This is a genomic window from Nocardia sp. NPDC006982 (assembly GCF_042869435.1).
Classification (GTDB): domain Bacteria; phylum Actinomycetota; class Actinomycetes; order Mycobacteriales; family Mycobacteriaceae; genus Nocardia.
Genome location: NZ_JBIAFV010000001.1, coordinates 1,497,575 through 1,513,752, shown reverse-complemented (window position 1 = coordinate 1,513,752; position 16,178 = coordinate 1,497,575). Strand labels below are relative to the sequence as shown.

The following is a 16,178-nucleotide window of genomic DNA, read 5'->3' as shown; positions in this document are numbered from 1 at the left end:
GCGATGACAACGATCAACATCCTGCGGCGCGTCACGATAACGCGGCGCAGCGCACTCCGCATCGGGGCGGTGATCGCGGTCTGCGCCGTAGCGTTGCTCGGAGCGCGCGTGTACCAGCATCTGACCCGCACCACGGTCATCGCCTACTTCAGTAACTCCAATGGTTTGTACCAGGGTGACAATGTCTTGTTGCTGGGACTGAAGATCGGCGCGATCGACGAGATCCGCACAGATGGCGACAAAATGCGGGTCACCTTCCACTACAAATCCTCGGTGAAGATCCCCGCGACCGCGAAGGCCGTCATCCTGTCTCCGACACTGGTTTCCGCGCGTGCGATTCAGCTGACTCCAGCCTACGAGAGGGGTCCGAAGCTCTCGGACAACGCGGTGATACCGATCGACCGCACCGCCGTGCCCGTGGAATGGGACGACTTCCGCAAACAACTCGACCGCCTCGCCTCGTCGCTCGGCCCGACCTCGACCGAGCCGAACGGTCCCTTGGGCTCCTTCGTCAACTCCGGTGCGAAGGCATTGGACGGCAACGGCGCCCGCCTGCACCAGACGATCACCCAGTTGTCCGACGCTCTCACCACGTTGTCCAACGGCCGTCGTGACCTGTTCAGCGTCGTGCGTAACCTCCAAGTCTTCGTTTCGGCACTGGCCGCGAGCAATCAGCAGATCGTCGAGATCAACGGCCATCTCGCATCGGTGAGCGGTCTGCTGACGGGGACCGACCACGACCTGTCCGATGCGCTGGCCCAACTCGACGGTGTTGCAAACGATCTGAAAACGTTCATCGGCCAGAACAGTGACGGAGTACAGCACGCCGCCGACGCCTTGACGACCCTCACCACCACGCTGAACCAGAGCAAGCCGGCGATCGAGAACCTGTTGCACGCGGCTCCGAACGCATTCGGAAACTTCAACAACATCTACAACCCGGCTCAGGGGGCTCTCACCGGTGCGCTGGCCGTTACTCAGATGCAGAACCCGCTGCAGTTCATCTGCGGCGCCGTGCAGGCCGCCAGCCGCTTGGGCGCCGCGGAGGCGGCGAAGCTGTGCGTGCAGTACCTCGGTCCCGTGCTGCAGAGTCTGAAGTTCAATTATCCGCCGGTCGGCGTCAACGTGGCCGACGGTGTGGACGCCCGGCCCAACCAGGTGGACTACAGCGAACCGGCGCTGAACCCGTATCCGGACGGCCCGCCTCCCTCCGGTGCGGTCGTCGCGCCCGGGACGGGCCTGGCGGGACTGCTGCCGGGAGGTCACCGATGAGCGGCGCGACGCGGACCGGGGCCTTTCGGCCGGCGCGACTGGCAGCACTCGCCGGCTGCGCGATCGTGCTGGCCGGATGCGGTGCCTGGCGTGGGGTGAACTCGCTGCCGTTGCCCGGGACCGAGGGGCAGAGCGCCGGTTCGTTCGAGATACGTATCGAAATGCCGAATGTCGCTGGAATTCAACCCAATTCGCGGGTGCGAGTGGCGGACGTGAATGTCGGGACGATCACGCGGATCGACCTAGAGCAGTGGCATGCCGTGGTCACCGTCCGTGTGAACGGCGATGTCCAGCTGCCCGAGAACGCGGTCGCCAAGGTCGGTCAGACGAGCCTGTTGGGCAGCCAGCACATCGAATTGTCGCCCCCTCCTGGTGAGTCCGCCGTCGGGCAGTTGCACAACGGGGATGTGATCCCACTGCGGCGGGCCGGGCAGTATCCGACGACGGAGCAGACCCTCTCGGCGCTGTCGGTAGTGCTCAACGGCGGCGGGATCGGACGACTGCAGCAGATCGACAAAGAACTGAATTCCGCCCTGTCGGGCCGGGAAACAACGGTGCGAGACTTCATCACCCAGCTGTCGACTTTCACCCAGGGCTTGGACGAACAGAAGCAGGACATCATCGCGGCGATGGCAGGGCTGGACCATCTCGCGGGGACAGTGAGCCGCCAAAACGAGACCTTGTCGCATGCACTGGATTCGATCCCGCCCGCGCTCGTGGTGCTGAACACCCAGCGTGACAAGCTCGTGCAGGCTGTGACAGCGATCGGCGATTTCTCCCGGAAGGCCAACGAAGTGGTGGTCGCCAGCCGTGCCGATGTGGTGCAGAATCTCCGCAACCTGGAGCCCGCACTGCGGGCTCTGGGAGATGCGGGCCAGGACCTGACCCGGTCACTGGGCATCTATGCCACCTATCCCTGGCCGGAACGCAACCTGGACAAGTGGATTCGCGGCGACTACGCGAACCTCAGTGCCGTCATCGACCTGACCCTCGGTCGCATCGACAACTCGTTGTTGCAGGGCACACCTGTGGAGGGGCAGCTGACCGCGCTCGAAACCGCGCTGGGTCGCACGAAAGACAGGCAGCCGGGTTTGGGCACACCGAACCCGCTGACCGGTCCGGTCTCCGGAGGCCGATGATGAGACTCACGCGATTCGTCCGGATTCAGCTGACGGTGTTCACGATTCTCACCGTCGTATCCCTCACCGTGATGGGCCTGAAGTTCGTTCAGATACCCGCTCTGCTGGGCATCGGCCGCTATCAGGTCACGATCGAGCTGGCTACGAACGGAAATCTCTACAAGACAGCGAATGTCACCTACCGTGGCAAGACGGTGGGGCGGGTCGCCGACATCGAACCCGCGCCCGACGGCGTGATGGCGACGCTGAGTATGGACAGCGACACCAAGATTCCCGACGACGTGGATGCGCATGTGCACAGTCGCTCCGCAATCGGGGAACAGTACGTCGATCTCGTACCCCGCACCTCGGCGCCGCCCTACCTACGCGACGGCAGCCGAATACCGGTCGATCGGACCACGGTGCCGCAGGATATCGGCACCCTGCTCGACACGGTCAACCGCAGCCTCGCCGCGCTGCCGTCGGACAATCTGCACAAGCTGATCGATGAGAGTTACCGCGGTTTCGACGGCACCGGTCCCAGTATCGCCCGCCTGCTCGATGCGGCATCCGGTCTCAGCAAGGACGGCCGCGAGAACATCACCCCGATGACAAACCTCATCGAGAACGCCGGGCCCGTGCTCGATGCGACCGTTGCCTCCGACGCATCGATCAGGGCATGGGCCGGCAATGTCGCGACCCTCACCGGCCAGCTGGCGGATAGCGATGCGACGCTGCGGGACCTGCTGGTGCAGGGTCGCGCGGCGGCCGACCAGGCCACAGCGCTGTTCGAGAAGTTGCGGCCCACCTTGCCGGTGCTGCTGGCCAATATGGTCGGTCTGGGTCAGGTTGCGGTCACCTACAACGCCGCACTGGAACAGATACTGGTGCTGTTGCCGGCCGGAGCCGCCGTGCTGGACACCATGGCGTATCCGAACAGGAACGGTACCCCCAGTGACTTCATGTCCTTCAAACTCGGTATGAACGTTCCACCGCCGTGCACGGTGGGTTACCTGCCGGCGTCGCAGCGGCGAGATGCCAGCGCCGAGGACGAGCCGACCCGGCCCGTCCAGCCGTTGTATTGCGCGCTGCCGCAGTCGGACCCGAACGCGGTGCGCGGGGCGCGGAACTATCCGTGTGCCGAACACCCTGGTAAGCGCGCACCGACCGTCGAAATGTGCGACAGCGACGAGCCGTACCGCCCACTGGGTACCAACCCGTGGATCGGTGAGTCGCAGGCCTATGTGGACAACCCGCAATACCACCCCTCCGCTTACACGAGCCCCGGCGGCGGGACGAACGGCCCACCCGTGCCCGGGGTGAGTACCGCGACCTACAGCACGGACGGCACATACACCGGTGCGGACGGAAGGACGTATCGGCAGACCGATGTCGCCACCAACTCAGGAAGGGAGTCGACATGGCAGACGATGATGAGCCCGGCACGGTGAGCGATGCCGAGGCAGACGCCGCTTCGATCGACGAGGACGACTCCAGGACGGATGCGGTTGCGTCGGAGAAGGACCGATCCGATGGCGATGCGAAGGACGACACCACCTTGTCGGAGGACACGGTGGGAGAGCCTCGGGTGCCACGCAACCGCATCCGGGTGCTGACCGCCGTTGTGGCGGTGACGGCGCTCGTGGCGGCGGCCGCGGCCGCCGGCAGCGGCTACCTGGCGCACCACCACCGCACGGCGCAGGCGGCGAGCGACCGCCGTCTCGCGTTCGTGCAGTCGGCGCGGCAAGAAGTGCTCAATGTCCTTACCGTGCATCATGATTCGGCCGACAGCGATGTGCAACGCATCCTCGACGACGCTACGGGGCAGTGGCGCGCGGAGTTCGCCCCGCAGGCACAGCCCTTCGCCGGCGCCGTGCGCGAGGCGAAAGTCGTGACCACGGCCGAGATCGCCGGGGCCGGACTGGAGCACGTGAACGACGACGGAAGCGCCCTGGTTCTACTCACCGCGCACTCGAAGGTGTCGAACTCTGCGGGCGCACATGAGGAACCGCGTACCTTCCGGGTACGAGTGACCGTGGCGCCCGCCGGCGACAGACTCAAGATCTCGAAGATGGAGTACGTGGCGTCATGACGGTCGAGCTCGAGAATCACTCCAGCACAACACATTCCGGTGATATGGAAGACACGGTTATCGAGTCGGCCGGAACCGACAAGGACGAGCGTGCGACCGAGTTCGCGGAGACACGGGGTAGGAACGAACTCGCGAATGCGTCGTGGCGGGCCCGAGTGCTTGCCTACGCGATCGACGTGATCTGCCCGGCCGCGACCCTGGCCGCGGTGTGTCTCATCGTGCTCGATGATCCACAAGATATTTACGCGCAGATCGGATCCACAGTTGCCGCGGTCGCCGTCGCAGCCTTCGTGCTGTGGAATACCGGTTACCGCCAGGGAAAGACGGGCCGAACGATCGGCAAGCTGGTCGTCGGCATCCGCACCATTGCGGCAGGCACCGTGGCTGCGCCGGGAATCACGCGAACGCTGCTGCGGGAGGTGGCTCATATCGTCGACACCGTCCCGTTGCTGCTCGGCTGGTTGTGGCCGCTGTGGGACGAACACGGCCGCTCCTTCGCCGACAAGCTCGCCGAGACCCGGGTAAGTGCGGACAGTGCACCAAGTTCGAGCGAAGCGCGCCCGCGGGCTCTGCGGATCGCATGCACGATTTTCGTCTTCTTCGCCGCTGCTCTCGTTGCTCTCACCGGGACGCAGTACGCCCATGACTATCGAAGCGATCGTGACACCGCGACGATTGTGGCGAGCGCACCGGATATCGCGCAGAACGCCACAGTCGCGCTGCTGTCCTATCAGGCGGCAACGGTGGACAAGGATCTGGCGTCGGCCTCGTCCAAGCTGACCGGCAGCTTCAAAGACTATTACGACAAGTACACGAAGGATGTCGTCATCCCGACCGCTAGGGAGAAGTCGGTGAACACCCACGCCCAGTCCGTCGGCGCGGCAGTGGTTTCCGCCGATTCCAGCAACGCCGTCGTGCTCGTATTCGTCAACCAGATCACCACCACCGCTCAGGATCCGCAGCCGTCGGCGATGGCGAGTACGGTTCGGGTGCAGCTGACCGAGTCCGACGGCCACTGGCTGGTCTCCGGATTCGATCCGATCTGATGGTCGAGCGGATTTCGGTATCGCACTCCGACAGTGCGGTCGCCGTCGACAGGCGAGCCTCGATGTGGCGCGCGATCACCACAGCTCTTCTACCACGCGCGTTTGTGCTGGCCCTGGTGCATGTGCTGGCACGAACCGGCCTGGCGTACACGGTGGCGTATTGGACGCCGTTCAGTGTGGTGACCCGGTGGCTCGCCTTGAGCATCGTCGTCGTGGCGGCAGCGGTGTGGGGCGCGATCGACAGTCGGCGCAATCGCGCCCGCACGGATCGGCCTACGCGCGATCTTCCCGTCTTCTGGCTCGGTGTCGCATTCATCGCCGGGGGGCTCTCTGGGCTGGCCTACGGAGTACTCGGGCAGGTTGCCAGTATCCGCACCGACGGCAACGCGTTCGTCGTCGAAGTGACGACGGGGGTGGCCTGGATAGGGCTGGTGATCTACGTTCCGGCGATGGTCGGCGTTTCGATCGAGCGGCGCCTCGGCTCCTGAAATTATCCGCGCCAGGACGGAGGATCTGTGGACCTCACCTCTGCCGAAGCGGCTCGCCGACCGTGCGCCCCGCTCCGAGCGCGGCGAGAAGCCGACCCGCGATGAGAATCTGTGGGCCGCATCCGATAGTGAGCGCTTCAGGCCGACGGGTTCAAGCTCGTGCCGATCTCGGTCTCGGCGAGGACGGCTCCGTCGGCATCCAGTAACTGCACGCGCACCCGGCCCTCGGCGCGGCGGCGAACATGCTCGCCGGCCGGAGCGGGAACGCCGCGGAGACCGGCGACGGCGGCATCTATCAGATCGTCGGCGAAATCGATGACAGCGCCCGGAAGCTGCCCTGCCAACCACTGGGCGGCCAGGGCGTGCGCGGGGCCGGTGACGATGGCGACCATCACAGTCATCGGCAGATCGCGTACCTCGCCTCGGGCGATGAGCGGGGTGAGCCAGTCGCGGTACGCCTCGGCGATGTCGCTGTTCATCGACCGGACTCGCCGTCCGTACTCGATGGACCAGTCGATCTGGCCCTGCGAGTACAGGAATCGCGCCCGAACGGGATTGGCCTCGATCCACTCCAGCTGATGTCGGATGAAGCCGTCGACGACATCTGCCAACGTGTCCGGACCGGCGGAAAGTACCTGCCGGTATCCCTCCTGAATCGACCCGATGGTTGCTCCCGGTGTCGGGTCGTGGCCGGCCCTGGCGGGATCACCGGCAGGTGATCAACGCGATCCTGCGGAAGCTGCGGACCGGGTGCGCCGTGGCGTGACCTGCCCGAACGCTACGGACCCTGGAAAACGTGGCTTGCATGGCCATCAACTGATCTCATTGCTCTCATCACCGTGATCGTGCTCATCGTCCACGGTCGCTGCGAATGCCGTTCCGTGGCATCCGTGTCGAGAAGTTGTGGTGACTGCCTGAAAGACTCTCGATTATGCGCGATCAACCCTTGACGTCCCGCCGCTGGATGTAGCCCCGTGGCCAGGCCAGCAGCAGCGGTTCCGACGGGTTACGACGCGGCAGCACTCAGTTTGTCGCCGTTGAGGTACTTGTCCAGCACCGATAGGCGAGCCTGCAGGAATTCGCGGGACACCGCCGCGCGAGGCTCGAACGCGTCGAAACCGTGGTAGGCCCCTGGCACGACATGTACCGTGCAACTGACCCCGGCGGCGCGCAGCCGTTCGGCATACGCGAGATCCTCGTCATGGAAGAGGTCGTTGGTGCCTACGCCGATCCAAGCCGGCGGAAGGTCGGACAGATCATCCCACCGGGCAGGAACGGCTCCGTGCGCCATCTCCGCGGAATCGATCCCGCGGAGATAGGAACGCCACCCGAAGCGATTGCTCCGCTGGTTCCATAGGCGGATTCGGCTGCCGTCGATATCGGTGCGCCGTACGGTGCGGTCGTCGACCATCGGATACGACAGCATTTGCAGCACCGGTCGCACGTCGCCGCGTTCGGTGGCCAGGATCGCCAATGCCGCGGCCAGTCCACCTCCGGCGCTGTCGCCGACGATTGCGATGCGGTCGGCTTCGACGTCCGGCTGATCCGCCAGCCAGCGCAGGGCGGCGTAGCAGTCCTCTAGGGGTGTCGGGTACGGGTGCTCAGGTGCCAGCCGGTATTCCACGGAGGCCGCGACCACGCCAAGTTCGCGTGCGGCGCGTCGGCAGAACTTGTCTCCTGTGGCCGCGTTGCCCGAGACGTATCCGCCGCCGTGGATATAGAGAACGCCGGGTATCGGCCGGCGCGAGGGTGACTTCGGCCGGAAGACGCGGACGGAGACCGTCGGGTCCAGGCGCTCGACTGCCCCGCCCCGGGGTTTCCAGGATGGGTACGCGAGGCGGACCGCTAGTCGGAACAAGCGCAGGCTGCGCGGACCGACGAAGATCGAGCGTGGCAGGAGGCGGGCGAGCAGTAGTCCACGGGTGAAGTCGGTCGACGGATACATCGGTGTCCTCTCCTCGTCGGCTGGAAGCTGTCGGTGGCGGGCAGTTGGGTCGAGCTCACGACCCAGCCCGCGGTGTCTTATCCCCGGCTATATGGCGGCAATTGCCGCGAGCATGTTCGGCGCGGGGGCGTTCTCGGCGCCGACAGCGAAGTGCCGCGCCTGCGGGACAGGCGATGACCTTGACAGATGGGACTTTCGGGTTCCTCTAATTAATGGAACTGTATCGTTCCTTTTGGTGGTTGTCCACCGACGAGATGAGAGGGCGTATGTCTGAAGTTCACTCGCCCCAGTTGGCGCCGAGGTGAAGGATGCCTTGACAAAGGCTTTCCCGGGTTGATTCCGAAGTCTCCGCTGGTATACCAATCGGTTCCGGAGGATGGATTCGACATCGAGGGCGAGCGCCTCCTGCCCATCGAGGTCGGCCATACCGACACCGATGCCACCACCGTGCTGCACGTCCCCTCGATCGCCCCCAGCAGTGGCCGGCGGACCTGGCGGTAGCCGATCGGTGAATCGTGATCATGGGCTCCGGGGCGACCGCAATGACATTGGGACCAGCGCTGGTCGAACACGGGGCTGAGGTCAGCATCCTGCAGCGTTCGCCCACCTGTGTGATGTCCATACCCAGGCGGGATCGTATGGCGGATGCGTTGCGCCGAGTGTGGCCGGGGCGCACCGCTCATACGTTGGTGCGTGCGAAGAACATAGTGAAGGAAACGGCGAATTATGAACTGTCCCGGCGTTATCCGGGCTTGATGCGCATGGATCCGCCACCGGCAACGCCGTCGGCCCCCCCGATGGGTTCGATATCGGCACTAACTTCACTCCGCGCTACAACCCGTGGGACCAGCCGCTGTGCCGGACCCCCGACGGCGAACGTTTCGGGGCCATTCGCAGCGGAGCCCTGGAAATGGTTACCGACCGGATCGACGACGGTGTCCTGCGATTCGCGGCCGGCCCTGGTCAACGCAGGACAGGGCCGACTACGACGTGCGAGTAGACCGTTCCGCGCGTATCAAATCAGTGGCCGCAGAAAGCTACTCGTCGGAAGCCGGCCCGGTGGCATCACTTGCTTCGAATGCTGTGGCGACCGCTATCGCGACTTCATCCACAGTGGGCGCGGCTTGGTTGGCCAGTTCGCGCTCGACCGATGTCATGTCCACATCCGACAGTCCGCAGGGGGTGGCCATCTGCCACGGGCCCAGGTCGCCGGCGACATTGATCGCGAATCCGTGTGTGGAGACGTTGCGGCCGACCCGCATGCCGATCGAGGTGATCTTGCGACCGGTTTTACTGGTCCACACCCCGGTCAGTGGGTCGGAACCAGGTGGTGTTTCCCGGCGTTCGGCGGCGATGCCGAGCGTGTCCAGTGCCGCGATGATCCGGTACTCGACCTCGCGGATGTAATCGACGACACCTTCGCCTTGACGCAACTTGACCATGAGGTAACCGACCAGCTGCCCAGGACCGTGATAGGTGAGTTGCCCGCCGCGATTGGTCTCGATCACAGGTATGGCGGTCCCTGGTGCGGGCAGATGCGCCTCGGGGGTGCGACGGCCGACGGTGAAGGTCGGCTCGTGGCTGAGCAGCCACAGCGTATCGGGCCGGCGGTCCTCGACACGCTCGTGCCACAGTGCCTGCATCCGGTCCATGGCGGTCGAATACTCGATGAGGCGATCGGTGTCGTCGATCAAGGCCAAAGGGCGAGCTTTCACGATCTTCATGCTTCCAAACATCGGTCGGCGCAACAAATATTCGCTGACAACCAGAAACGACTCACATCGACGTGAGACGCCTTGCTGATTCGAGCGGTGGACAAGGAAAGGGCGCGCTGTGACAGCGCACCATCGGTCATGCTGTATCGCGCAACGACACCTGCGATAGTCCGCCCCAGCACAGTGCGACGACGGTGGCGATCGCATCGGTCTTCGGAACGGAGCGACCTGTATCGAGCCAGTACTGTGCAGCGAGTTGGCTGGCGCCGACCAGGCCTACGGCGAACAGGCGCGCCTGGTGCCGGTCCAGGTCGGAATCCTGACGAATTACGTTGGATACCGCTGTTACGCAAGTGTCTGTTGCACGTCCGACACGCAATTGCACCGCAGGTTCGCTTGGTACTTCGGAGCCGAAGACGAGGCGGAACCCTTCTGCCTCGTCGTCGACGAAGTCGAAATACGCGCTGATCGCTGCGCGTACCCGATCGCGATTGACGGTCGTCGATTGCAGTGCACGCTCCACGCTGTCGGTCAGATTGTCGATATGGAGCTGCAGCACCGCCAGATACAACTCGAGCTTTCCCGAAAACGCTTGATACAGAATGGGTTTGCTCAACCCCGCGCGTTGCGCGATTTCGTCCATTGTGGTCGCGTGGAATCCGCGTGAGACGAAAACTTCATTCGCCGCGGTGAGTGTTTTCCTCCGCCGGAGCGCACCCCTTGCCTGGGCAGTCAGCTCCGTGTCTGCCGGGATTCCCGATTCCATCGGGACGCTTGACGGGTGAATGGAAGTGTCAGGCGCCGAGTTATCGTTTTGCAAGTTGCTCGCGCGGTCCGATGAACTCGGAGTGTTGATAGCCACCACTCGTCAAGTATAACTTCGTTATAGAAAATAGATAGCTTCCGTGACCAACGGCACTGGGGTCGTTGATGTCCTCATCATCGGAGCCGAGAAGTCCGGTGTCGGGGGCGAACTTTCTGCTGTGCTGCTCGGGCTACTTCCGGTATGGCCGCGGCTATACCCCGAAATTTCCGGGGGAAGAGTGCTTTCGCGGTCGAATCCGCCTGCGGATCCGCCGTCAGGATCCTGGTGCTCTTTTAGAGCTGCCTGAGGCGGGCCTTCGCATCGGCGTACTCACGGGCAAGTCGGTCGACCACGTCGGCCACGGGCGTGACGGCGGTGATTGCGCCGATGCCCTGCCCCGAGCCCCAGATGTCGCGCCACGGCTTCGCGCCCTCTCCGAGAGTGTCGCCGGTGCCGAAATCCATTCTGGACGGGTCGGATTGGCCGAGATTGTCGGGGTCCATTCCGGCAGCGGCGATGCTGTTTCGGAGGTAGTTTCCATGGACTCCGGTGAACAGGTTCGAGTAGACGATGTCGGCGGCGGTCGAGTCGATGATCATTTGTTTGTAGCCGGGGACGGCGTTGGCCTCGTCGGTGGGGATGAAGGCGGATCCGATGTAGGCGAGGTCCGCGCCGGCGGCTTGGGCGGCCAGAATGGAGCGGCCGTGAGCGATAGCGCCCGAAAGCAGGAGCGGACCGTCGAACCAGTCACGGATTTCCTGAATCAGTGCGAAGGGGGATTGCGCGCCGGCGTGCCCGCCCGCGCCGGCGGCGACCGCGATGAGGCCGTCGGCACCGCGCTCGACGGCCTTGCGCGCGAAGACATTATTGATGACGTCGTGCAGCACGATGCCGCCGTAGGAGTGCACGGCCGCATTGACGTCCGGCCGCGCGCCGAGCGAGGTGATCACGATCGGCACCTGAAAGTCGATTAGAGTGGCCAGATCTTCTTCGAGCCGGTTATTGCTTTGGTGCACAATGAGATTCACCGCATACGGAGCGGAGAGCTGATCTGGATTGTCGGCATCGTGCTTGGCCAACTCTTCATTGATCCGCACCAGCCATTCCCGCAACTGTGACTGCGGCCGCGCGTTGAGCGACGGGAACGAGCCCACGATCCCAGCCCGCGATTGCGCGATCACCAGCTCCGGTCCGGAGACGATGAACATGGGAGACGCGACCGCGGGCAGGCGCAGTCGTTCGGCCAGGATAGGCGGCAGGGTCATAGATGTTCCTTCAGTGAGCGGGGTACTTCGCGCATATCGCGCAACGGATAAAGAGCCACCTGCGGGTGGCGATTCGGGCGACGCAGAGCTGCACGAGCTCTTGGCAGACCTCGCCCGAGGTCTGGGAGTGCGACCGATCCAGGATCGACTGGAATGCGGTATCGCCCCACCCGAGTTGTCCGGAACCGCTGGTAGTGGCCACCGGTTGTCACGACCGTGATGCGTCTCCGGTATGGGATGCCCGGAGCGAGACCTTGTCGATTTTGCCGACCGCGTTCTTGGGGATGGCGTCGACCACGATGAACGAGGTCGGACGTTCGATAATGAAGTTACAGACCTAACATAACGAAGTTACAGGAAGCGTGGCAATAGCCGCGAGTTCGGGGTCGGGCGGTTGCGGGGTCAGGTGTAAGGTTGCCGATGTCTCCGGGTGGCCCGGCTACGGCGATCCCGGTGCGAAGGGGCAAGAGCGGACTCCCCATTGGACTTCAGGCAATGGGACCGAGCGGAGGCGACCTCGCAACCATCGAGTTCGCGGCACTGCTCGGCCAAGAGCTGGCCGGATACCTGGCGTCACCCGCATTCATCTAGGTCGATTACACGTTCGGCAACATGATGGAGGCCGCCTTGCGCATGGCTGAATAACGAAGTTATACTTGCTGGAGTCGGCATCAGGACGACGCTACATCGCGGGGTCACACCGGTGCCTCCAACCGAGTCGCTGAGGAAAGGGCAGACATGAAGGCATTCGTCGTCGCGAAGTACGGCAAAGACGGCCTCCGCGCCGCCGAGGTAGCCGAGCCGAAGGTTGGCAAGAATGACGTCCTGGTCCGGGTGCGGGCTGCCAGCATCAACCCGCTGGACAAGATGGTCCGCAACGGTGAGTTCAAACAGCTGCTGAAGTACAAGACCCCCTTCGTGCTCGGCCACGACGTCGCCGGTGTGGTGACCAAGGTCGGTGCGGGCGTCCGCGAATTCAAAGTCGGCGACGAGGTGTACGCACGCCCCCGCGACCTGCGCATCGGGACCTTTGCCGAGTACATCGCGATCGACGAGAGCGATGTCGCGCCCAAACCAGCCTCACTCAGTGTGCACGAAGCCGCCGCCGTTCCCTTGGTCGCACTCGCCGCCTGGCAGATCCTGGTCGAAAAGGCTCAGGTCAAGCCCGGGCAGAAGGTCCTCATCCACGCGGGCGCCGGAGGCCTCGGATCCACCGTGATCCAACTCGCCAAGCACCTCGGGGCGTACGTGGCGACCACCGCCACCGGCGCCAGCGAGAAACTCGTCCGCGATCTTGGCGCCGACGTCGTCATCGACTACACCAAGCAGGACTTCTCGCAGGTCCTCTCCGGCTACGATCTCGTGCTGGATTCGCTCGGCGGCGAGAACGTGTTGAAGTCGCTCACCGTGTTGAAGCCCGGCGGCCTGGCGATCGGAGTCGCGGGCCCTCCCGATTCCGGATTCGCCAAGCAGCTCGGCGCCCCCGCGCCCTTCAAGCTCGTGATGTCGTTCCTGAGCCGCAAGGTCCGTGGGGCCGCGAAGAAGCTCGGTGTGCGCTACTCGTTCTTCTTCATGCGGGCCAGTGGCGCGCAGCTCCGTGAGCTCGGCGCCCTGTATGACGCGGGTCATCTCCGTCCGGTCCTCGACTCGACCTTTGCGTTCGATAAGACCCTCGACGCGCTCGCCTATGTCGAGAGCGGCAAAGTCAAAGCCGGCAAGGTCGTCATTACGCTCGACTGATGCTAGAGGGACCTGCACGACGTCAATCCTGAAAAGGCCGCCTCGACCGGCCGGTATCGCCGGCGGTTGGGGCGGTTGTGCATGTGCTGGCCATCGGCCCCCGGAGGCCCGGAGCCGACAGCCCCACTGTCGGCTGGCCTGATGGGGCCGACCTCACTGGCCATGCTCGCACTTTTCTTTGCTCTGAATGGCTACTCGATCGGCTGATTGATCGCGGCGTCGATCAGGCTGGCGAGAACATCATCGGTCGTGTACGTGCTGATCCACAGCCCGGGCGACTCGGTGCGGTTGAGCATGGCGATGCCATGTAATGCGACGGACAGTCCTGCGGCGATGACTCCGGATTGTGGAGTCGCGTCGCCGCCTCGGCAGCGAACGAGTCCCCGCGTAAGGATGTTCAGGGAGTCCTGCGCTGCGGGTGTTCCGGCTGCCCGGTCGGTCATTACGGTGTATCGCAGCGGGTACTGCCGGGCGAAGCCGATGTACGCGGCGCAGCCCGAGATCAGATTTTCCCGGGGATCATGCGAGTTGAGGGAGCCTTCGATCATTTGCACGACCTGCTCCCAGCTTGCTTCGGCGACCGCGTCCAGGATGGCCTCGCGATCCGAGAAGTGGGCATAGATCGACGGTGCTGAGACGCCGGCCGCGCGTGCGATGCTGCGCAGGGTTACCAACGACTCGGACTCGACCTCATCGATGAGGCCCATCGCCGCCTTGATGATCTCCTGGCGTAGAACATCTCCTTGTCCGCGCGCGTTGCGCGTACGTGCGGTAGTTGCCATAACGCTATGTTAACGCCTGTAAGTTAACGCGCGTTAGAATTTGTCCGCCCGAGGCTTGCGCAACCGGTGGTCACGCTCCTTGGACGGCAGGGCTGGGATGCCTGGAAAAAGCTGGGTTTCGGTCGTACAGGTAGGTGACGGTGAGCCCGATCGCCGCCCCGACGCAGCCTCCGATGATCACCCGAATCCATGCCGACGGCAGATCGGAAAGAGGCGAGGAGTCGTAGTACAGGATCGACCGCAGTCCCGCGACGATTGGACGCATCGGTTCGAACGTGGCGATAGCGCGGAAGAACGGGGGCGTCGCCTCGAGTGGAACCGTACCTGCGGATGACGTCATCGACATGGCGACGAAGAAGAACATATTTATGATCGGGCCGACGGCCCCGAACACCGCGAATACGCTGAGCGCTCCTATGCCTACGGCTGCGACGGTGGTGGTGGAGAACAGGTAGAGCTCGAGCGGTGCGGGAATCGGCATGTCGAGCCCCCAGCCTGCGACGAGCTGAACAAATGCCGCGCTCAGCGGCGCCGCGGCAATCATCACGCCCCACTTGACCAGCAGCATGTGCAAACGAGGCAGGTGAATGTAATTGCGGCGCTGTACCTTCGGGCCGAATTCGCTCGGTTGGAAGCCGGCCGCCGAATCGACGATCGGGTGGATCGCGGAGGCGCCGACGAATCCCAGTAACACCAGCACCATCGCGTAGTAGAAGGCGCTGGTTCCCAATCCGGTGTGGGAAGCCAGCGGCACCAATGGCGCGGTCGCGATGGAGAACGGCGTGGCGAGCGCAGTGGCTGCCGCGGTCGTTGTCGCGTGCTGCGGCAGCAGGCTGCCGAACTTGGTGTTTACGGCCGAGACCACGGGCGTCAGCTTGCCGGTGAACAGGCTGACGCTCATCGCACCGGCTGCGGGGTTCGTGTCCAGGTGCACGACGGCGTGGGCGGGTGCACCTTCGGTGCCGCTGACCAAATTCGCGATCTCGGCATTGAAGTTGGCGGGAATACGTATCGCCCCGGATATCTTGCCGCCGGTGATCTGGTCCTTTTCCGCTTCTGCGGTCATTGGAACGAGCTGGATCTCGTCGTGGTTGACACCCTTTTGAATGGCGGCGCTGACCTGCTCGGCGGCATCGATCGCAGTGCTGGTCTGCGGCTCGACGACGATCCCGATCGGAAGGTCACGCAAATTGCCGACTGGGTTCAGGGTTCCGCCCAGATAGATGGCCGGCAGGGTCGCTGCCAGCATCAGCAGGATGAACAGGGGCGGTATCCAGGTGCCCGGATGGCGGCCGAATGCGCGTGTGATCTGCATGCCTCTCCTTGGTTTACAGTCGTAAGTTAACAACTGTTAGTTTGAACAATGACACCAAGGCTGTGTAAGTGCAATGTGTGGGCTGGAGAGCGTGTGGTAGGTCACGCGTGCTGTGAATGTCGGCTGTCGGCGCTCAGTCGCTCGGTCCGATGATCACTCGGACGCCGCCCGCCGGGCGTGTAAAGCGGCGGTCTATTCGAGGACGGAGCCTGACGGAGACCATGTATGCCCTTCGATCGCGGAGTAGGTGTCACCGCGCCCGTCGAGTCTTTTCATTCGTCGCCCGGTCAATTCGGACTACCCCGGGATATCTGTCGTCGACGGATCCGCCGTCAGTGCGAATCTCGGTGTGAACCCCTCGCTGACCATCGCCGCGCAGGCCGAGCGCGCGTTCGCGTTCTGGCCGAACAAGGGGGACATGGATCCGCGTCCGAGCCAGTCCGAACCGTATCAGCGCCTCGAGGCCGTGCGTCCGAACTCGCCAGCGGTTCCCGCGCACTCGCCCGCAGCACTTCCGCTCACCGTGGTGACTCGATCTCGGCTCGAACACGGCAAGGGGAGTTGCCGAGTCCACCTTGAATGCACTTAGTGCAAC

General features: G+C 64.0%; 15 protein-coding genes and 2 pseudogenes. 10 read left to right on the top strand and 7 right to left on the bottom strand.

What is annotated here, in order from left to right; genetic code table 11:
* Positions 1–3 precede the first annotated feature (3 nt).
* From ACFYOW_RS06845 to ACFYOW_RS06820, 6 genes are read left to right on the top strand one after another with little or no spacing between them, the layout of a single operon-like run.
* Positions 4–1,272 (top strand): MCE family protein, encoded by a 1,269-nt coding sequence (locus tag ACFYOW_RS06845; RefSeq protein WP_387285202.1) that lies wholly within the window; start codon positions 4–6, stop codon positions 1,270–1,272.
* Entirely contained in the window at positions 1,269–2,411 is a 1,143-nt protein-coding gene (locus ACFYOW_RS06840) for an MCE family protein (RefSeq protein WP_387285200.1), read from the top strand. The genes ACFYOW_RS06845 and ACFYOW_RS06840 overlap by 4 nt, the downstream gene beginning before the upstream one ends.
* Positions 2,408–3,841: an MCE family protein gene (locus tag ACFYOW_RS06835; RefSeq protein ID WP_387285198.1), complete on the top strand. Its 1,434-nt coding sequence runs from the start codon at positions 2,408–2,410 to the stop codon at positions 3,839–3,841. Before ACFYOW_RS06840 ends, ACFYOW_RS06835 begins: the two co-directional genes overlap by 4 nt.
* Positions 3,811–4,482, top strand: a complete 672-nt coding sequence (locus ACFYOW_RS06830; RefSeq protein WP_387285196.1) for a hypothetical protein — start codon at positions 3,811–3,813, stop codon at positions 4,480–4,482. The genes ACFYOW_RS06835 and ACFYOW_RS06830 overlap by 31 nt, the downstream gene beginning before the upstream one ends.
* Complete coding sequence (locus ACFYOW_RS06825; RefSeq protein WP_387285194.1) at positions 4,479–5,528, top strand: RDD family protein; 1,050 nt, start codon at positions 4,479–4,481, stop codon at positions 5,526–5,528. Before ACFYOW_RS06830 ends, ACFYOW_RS06825 begins: the two co-directional genes overlap by 4 nt.
* The gene (locus ACFYOW_RS06820; RefSeq protein ID WP_387285192.1) at positions 5,528–6,016 is read left to right on the top strand and encodes a hypothetical protein; all 489 of its coding nucleotides are present in this window, start codon (positions 5,528–5,530) and stop codon (positions 6,014–6,016) included. The genes ACFYOW_RS06825 and ACFYOW_RS06820 overlap by 1 nt, the downstream gene beginning before the upstream one ends.
* A gap of 137 nt (positions 6,017–6,153) precedes the next feature.
* Here ACFYOW_RS06820 and ACFYOW_RS06815 read toward each other — a convergent pair whose 3' ends face one another.
* Entirely contained in the window at positions 6,154–6,627 is a 474-nt protein-coding gene (locus ACFYOW_RS06815; RefSeq protein WP_387285190.1) for a hypothetical protein, read from the bottom strand.
* Between the two features lie 77 nt (positions 6,628–6,704).
* Between ACFYOW_RS06815 and ACFYOW_RS06810 the strand changes: the two are divergent.
* Positions 6,705–6,840, top strand: a pseudogene (locus ACFYOW_RS06810) (transposase); the annotation flags it as partial.
* 182 nt (positions 6,841–7,022) lie between these two features.
* Here ACFYOW_RS06810 and ACFYOW_RS06805 read toward each other — a convergent pair.
* A complete protein-coding gene (locus ACFYOW_RS06805) occupies positions 7,023–7,961 on the bottom strand; it encodes an alpha/beta hydrolase (protein WP_387285188.1) in 939 nt (312 codons plus the stop codon).
* A gap of 333 nt (positions 7,962–8,294) precedes the next feature.
* On the opposite strand from ACFYOW_RS06805, the gene ACFYOW_RS06800 reads away from it, so the two are divergent.
* Positions 8,295–8,462 carry a hypothetical protein gene (locus ACFYOW_RS06800; protein WP_387285186.1) on the top strand — a complete coding sequence of 56 codons (168 nt, stop codon included), beginning with the start codon at positions 8,295–8,297 and terminating at the stop codon, positions 8,460–8,462.
* 536 nt (positions 8,463–8,998) lie between these two features.
* Here ACFYOW_RS06800 and lipB read toward each other — a convergent pair.
* The 3 genes from lipB to ACFYOW_RS06785 form a co-directional block, all read right to left on the bottom strand.
* Positions 8,999–9,685 (bottom strand): lipoyl(octanoyl) transferase LipB, encoded by a 687-nt coding sequence (gene lipB, locus ACFYOW_RS06795; protein ID WP_387285184.1) that lies wholly within the window; start codon positions 9,683–9,685, stop codon positions 8,999–9,001.
* A gap of 127 nt (positions 9,686–9,812) precedes the next feature.
* Complete coding sequence (locus ACFYOW_RS06790; protein WP_387286049.1) at positions 9,813–10,442, bottom strand: TetR/AcrR family transcriptional regulator; 630 nt, start codon at positions 10,440–10,442, stop codon at positions 9,813–9,815.
* 332 nt (positions 10,443–10,774) lie between these two features.
* Entirely contained in the window at positions 10,775–11,746 is a 972-nt protein-coding gene (locus tag ACFYOW_RS06785) for an NAD(P)H-dependent flavin oxidoreductase (RefSeq protein ID WP_387285182.1), read from the bottom strand.
* A 738-nt stretch (positions 11,747–12,484) separates the two neighbouring features.
* Between ACFYOW_RS06785 and ACFYOW_RS06780 the strand changes: the two genes are divergently transcribed.
* Complete coding sequence (locus ACFYOW_RS06780) at positions 12,485–13,486, top strand: NADP-dependent oxidoreductase (protein WP_387285180.1); 1,002 nt, start codon at positions 12,485–12,487, stop codon at positions 13,484–13,486.
* A 191-nt stretch (positions 13,487–13,677) separates the two neighbouring features.
* Here the strand turns inward: ACFYOW_RS06780 and ACFYOW_RS06775 are convergent, their stop codons facing one another.
* Positions 13,678–14,268 carry a TetR/AcrR family transcriptional regulator gene (locus ACFYOW_RS06775; RefSeq protein ID WP_387285178.1) on the bottom strand — a complete coding sequence of 197 codons (591 nt, stop codon included), beginning with the start codon at positions 14,266–14,268 and terminating at the stop codon, positions 13,678–13,680.
* A gap of 70 nt (positions 14,269–14,338) precedes the next feature.
* Positions 14,339–15,583 (bottom strand): YhgE/Pip domain-containing protein, encoded by a 1,245-nt coding sequence (locus tag ACFYOW_RS06770; protein WP_387285176.1) that lies wholly within the window; start codon positions 15,581–15,583, stop codon positions 14,339–14,341.
* A 298-nt stretch (positions 15,584–15,881) separates the two neighbouring features.
* Here ACFYOW_RS06770 and ACFYOW_RS06765 point away from each other — a divergent pair.
* A pseudogene (locus tag ACFYOW_RS06765) lies at positions 15,882–16,172 on the top strand (hypothetical protein); the annotation flags it as partial.
* Positions 16,173–16,178: the final 6 nt, after the last annotated feature.

Bases quoted from the DNA above. Each gene is read 5' to 3' on its own strand.
- ACFYOW_RS06845 (WP_387285202.1), top strand. From the start codon at position 4: ATGACAACGATCAACATCCTGCGGCGCGTCACGATAACGCGGCGCAGC.
- ACFYOW_RS06840 (WP_387285200.1), top strand. From the start codon at position 1,269: ATGAGCGGCGCGACGCGGACCGGGGCCTTTCGGCCGGCGCGACTGGCA.
- ACFYOW_RS06835 (WP_387285198.1), top strand. From the start codon at position 2,408: ATGATGAGACTCACGCGATTCGTCCGGATTCAGCTGACGGTGTTCACG.
- ACFYOW_RS06830 (WP_387285196.1), top strand. From the start codon at position 3,811: ATGGCAGACGATGATGAGCCCGGCACGGTGAGCGATGCCGAGGCAGAC.
- ACFYOW_RS06825 (WP_387285194.1), top strand. From the start codon at position 4,479: ATGACGGTCGAGCTCGAGAATCACTCCAGCACAACACATTCCGGTGAT.
- ACFYOW_RS06820 (WP_387285192.1), top strand. From the start codon at position 5,528: ATGGTCGAGCGGATTTCGGTATCGCACTCCGACAGTGCGGTCGCCGTC.
- ACFYOW_RS06805 (WP_387285188.1), bottom strand. From the start codon at position 7,961: ATGTATCCGTCGACCGACTTCACCCGTGGACTACTGCTCGCCCGCCTC.
- lipB (WP_387285184.1), bottom strand. From the start codon at position 9,685: ATGAAGATCGTGAAAGCTCGCCCTTTGGCCTTGATCGACGACACCGAT.
- ACFYOW_RS06790 (WP_387286049.1), bottom strand. From the start codon at position 10,442: ATGGAATCGGGAATCCCGGCAGACACGGAGCTGACTGCCCAGGCAAGG.
- ACFYOW_RS06785 (WP_387285182.1), bottom strand. From the start codon at position 11,746: ATGACCCTGCCGCCTATCCTGGCCGAACGACTGCGCCTGCCCGCGGTC.
- ACFYOW_RS06780 (WP_387285180.1), top strand. From the start codon at position 12,485: ATGAAGGCATTCGTCGTCGCGAAGTACGGCAAAGACGGCCTCCGCGCC.
- ACFYOW_RS06775 (WP_387285178.1), bottom strand. From the start codon at position 14,268: ATGGCAACTACCGCACGTACGCGCAACGCGCGCGGACAAGGAGATGTT.
- ACFYOW_RS06770 (WP_387285176.1), bottom strand. From the start codon at position 15,583: ATGCAGATCACACGCGCATTCGGCCGCCATCCGGGCACCTGGATACCG.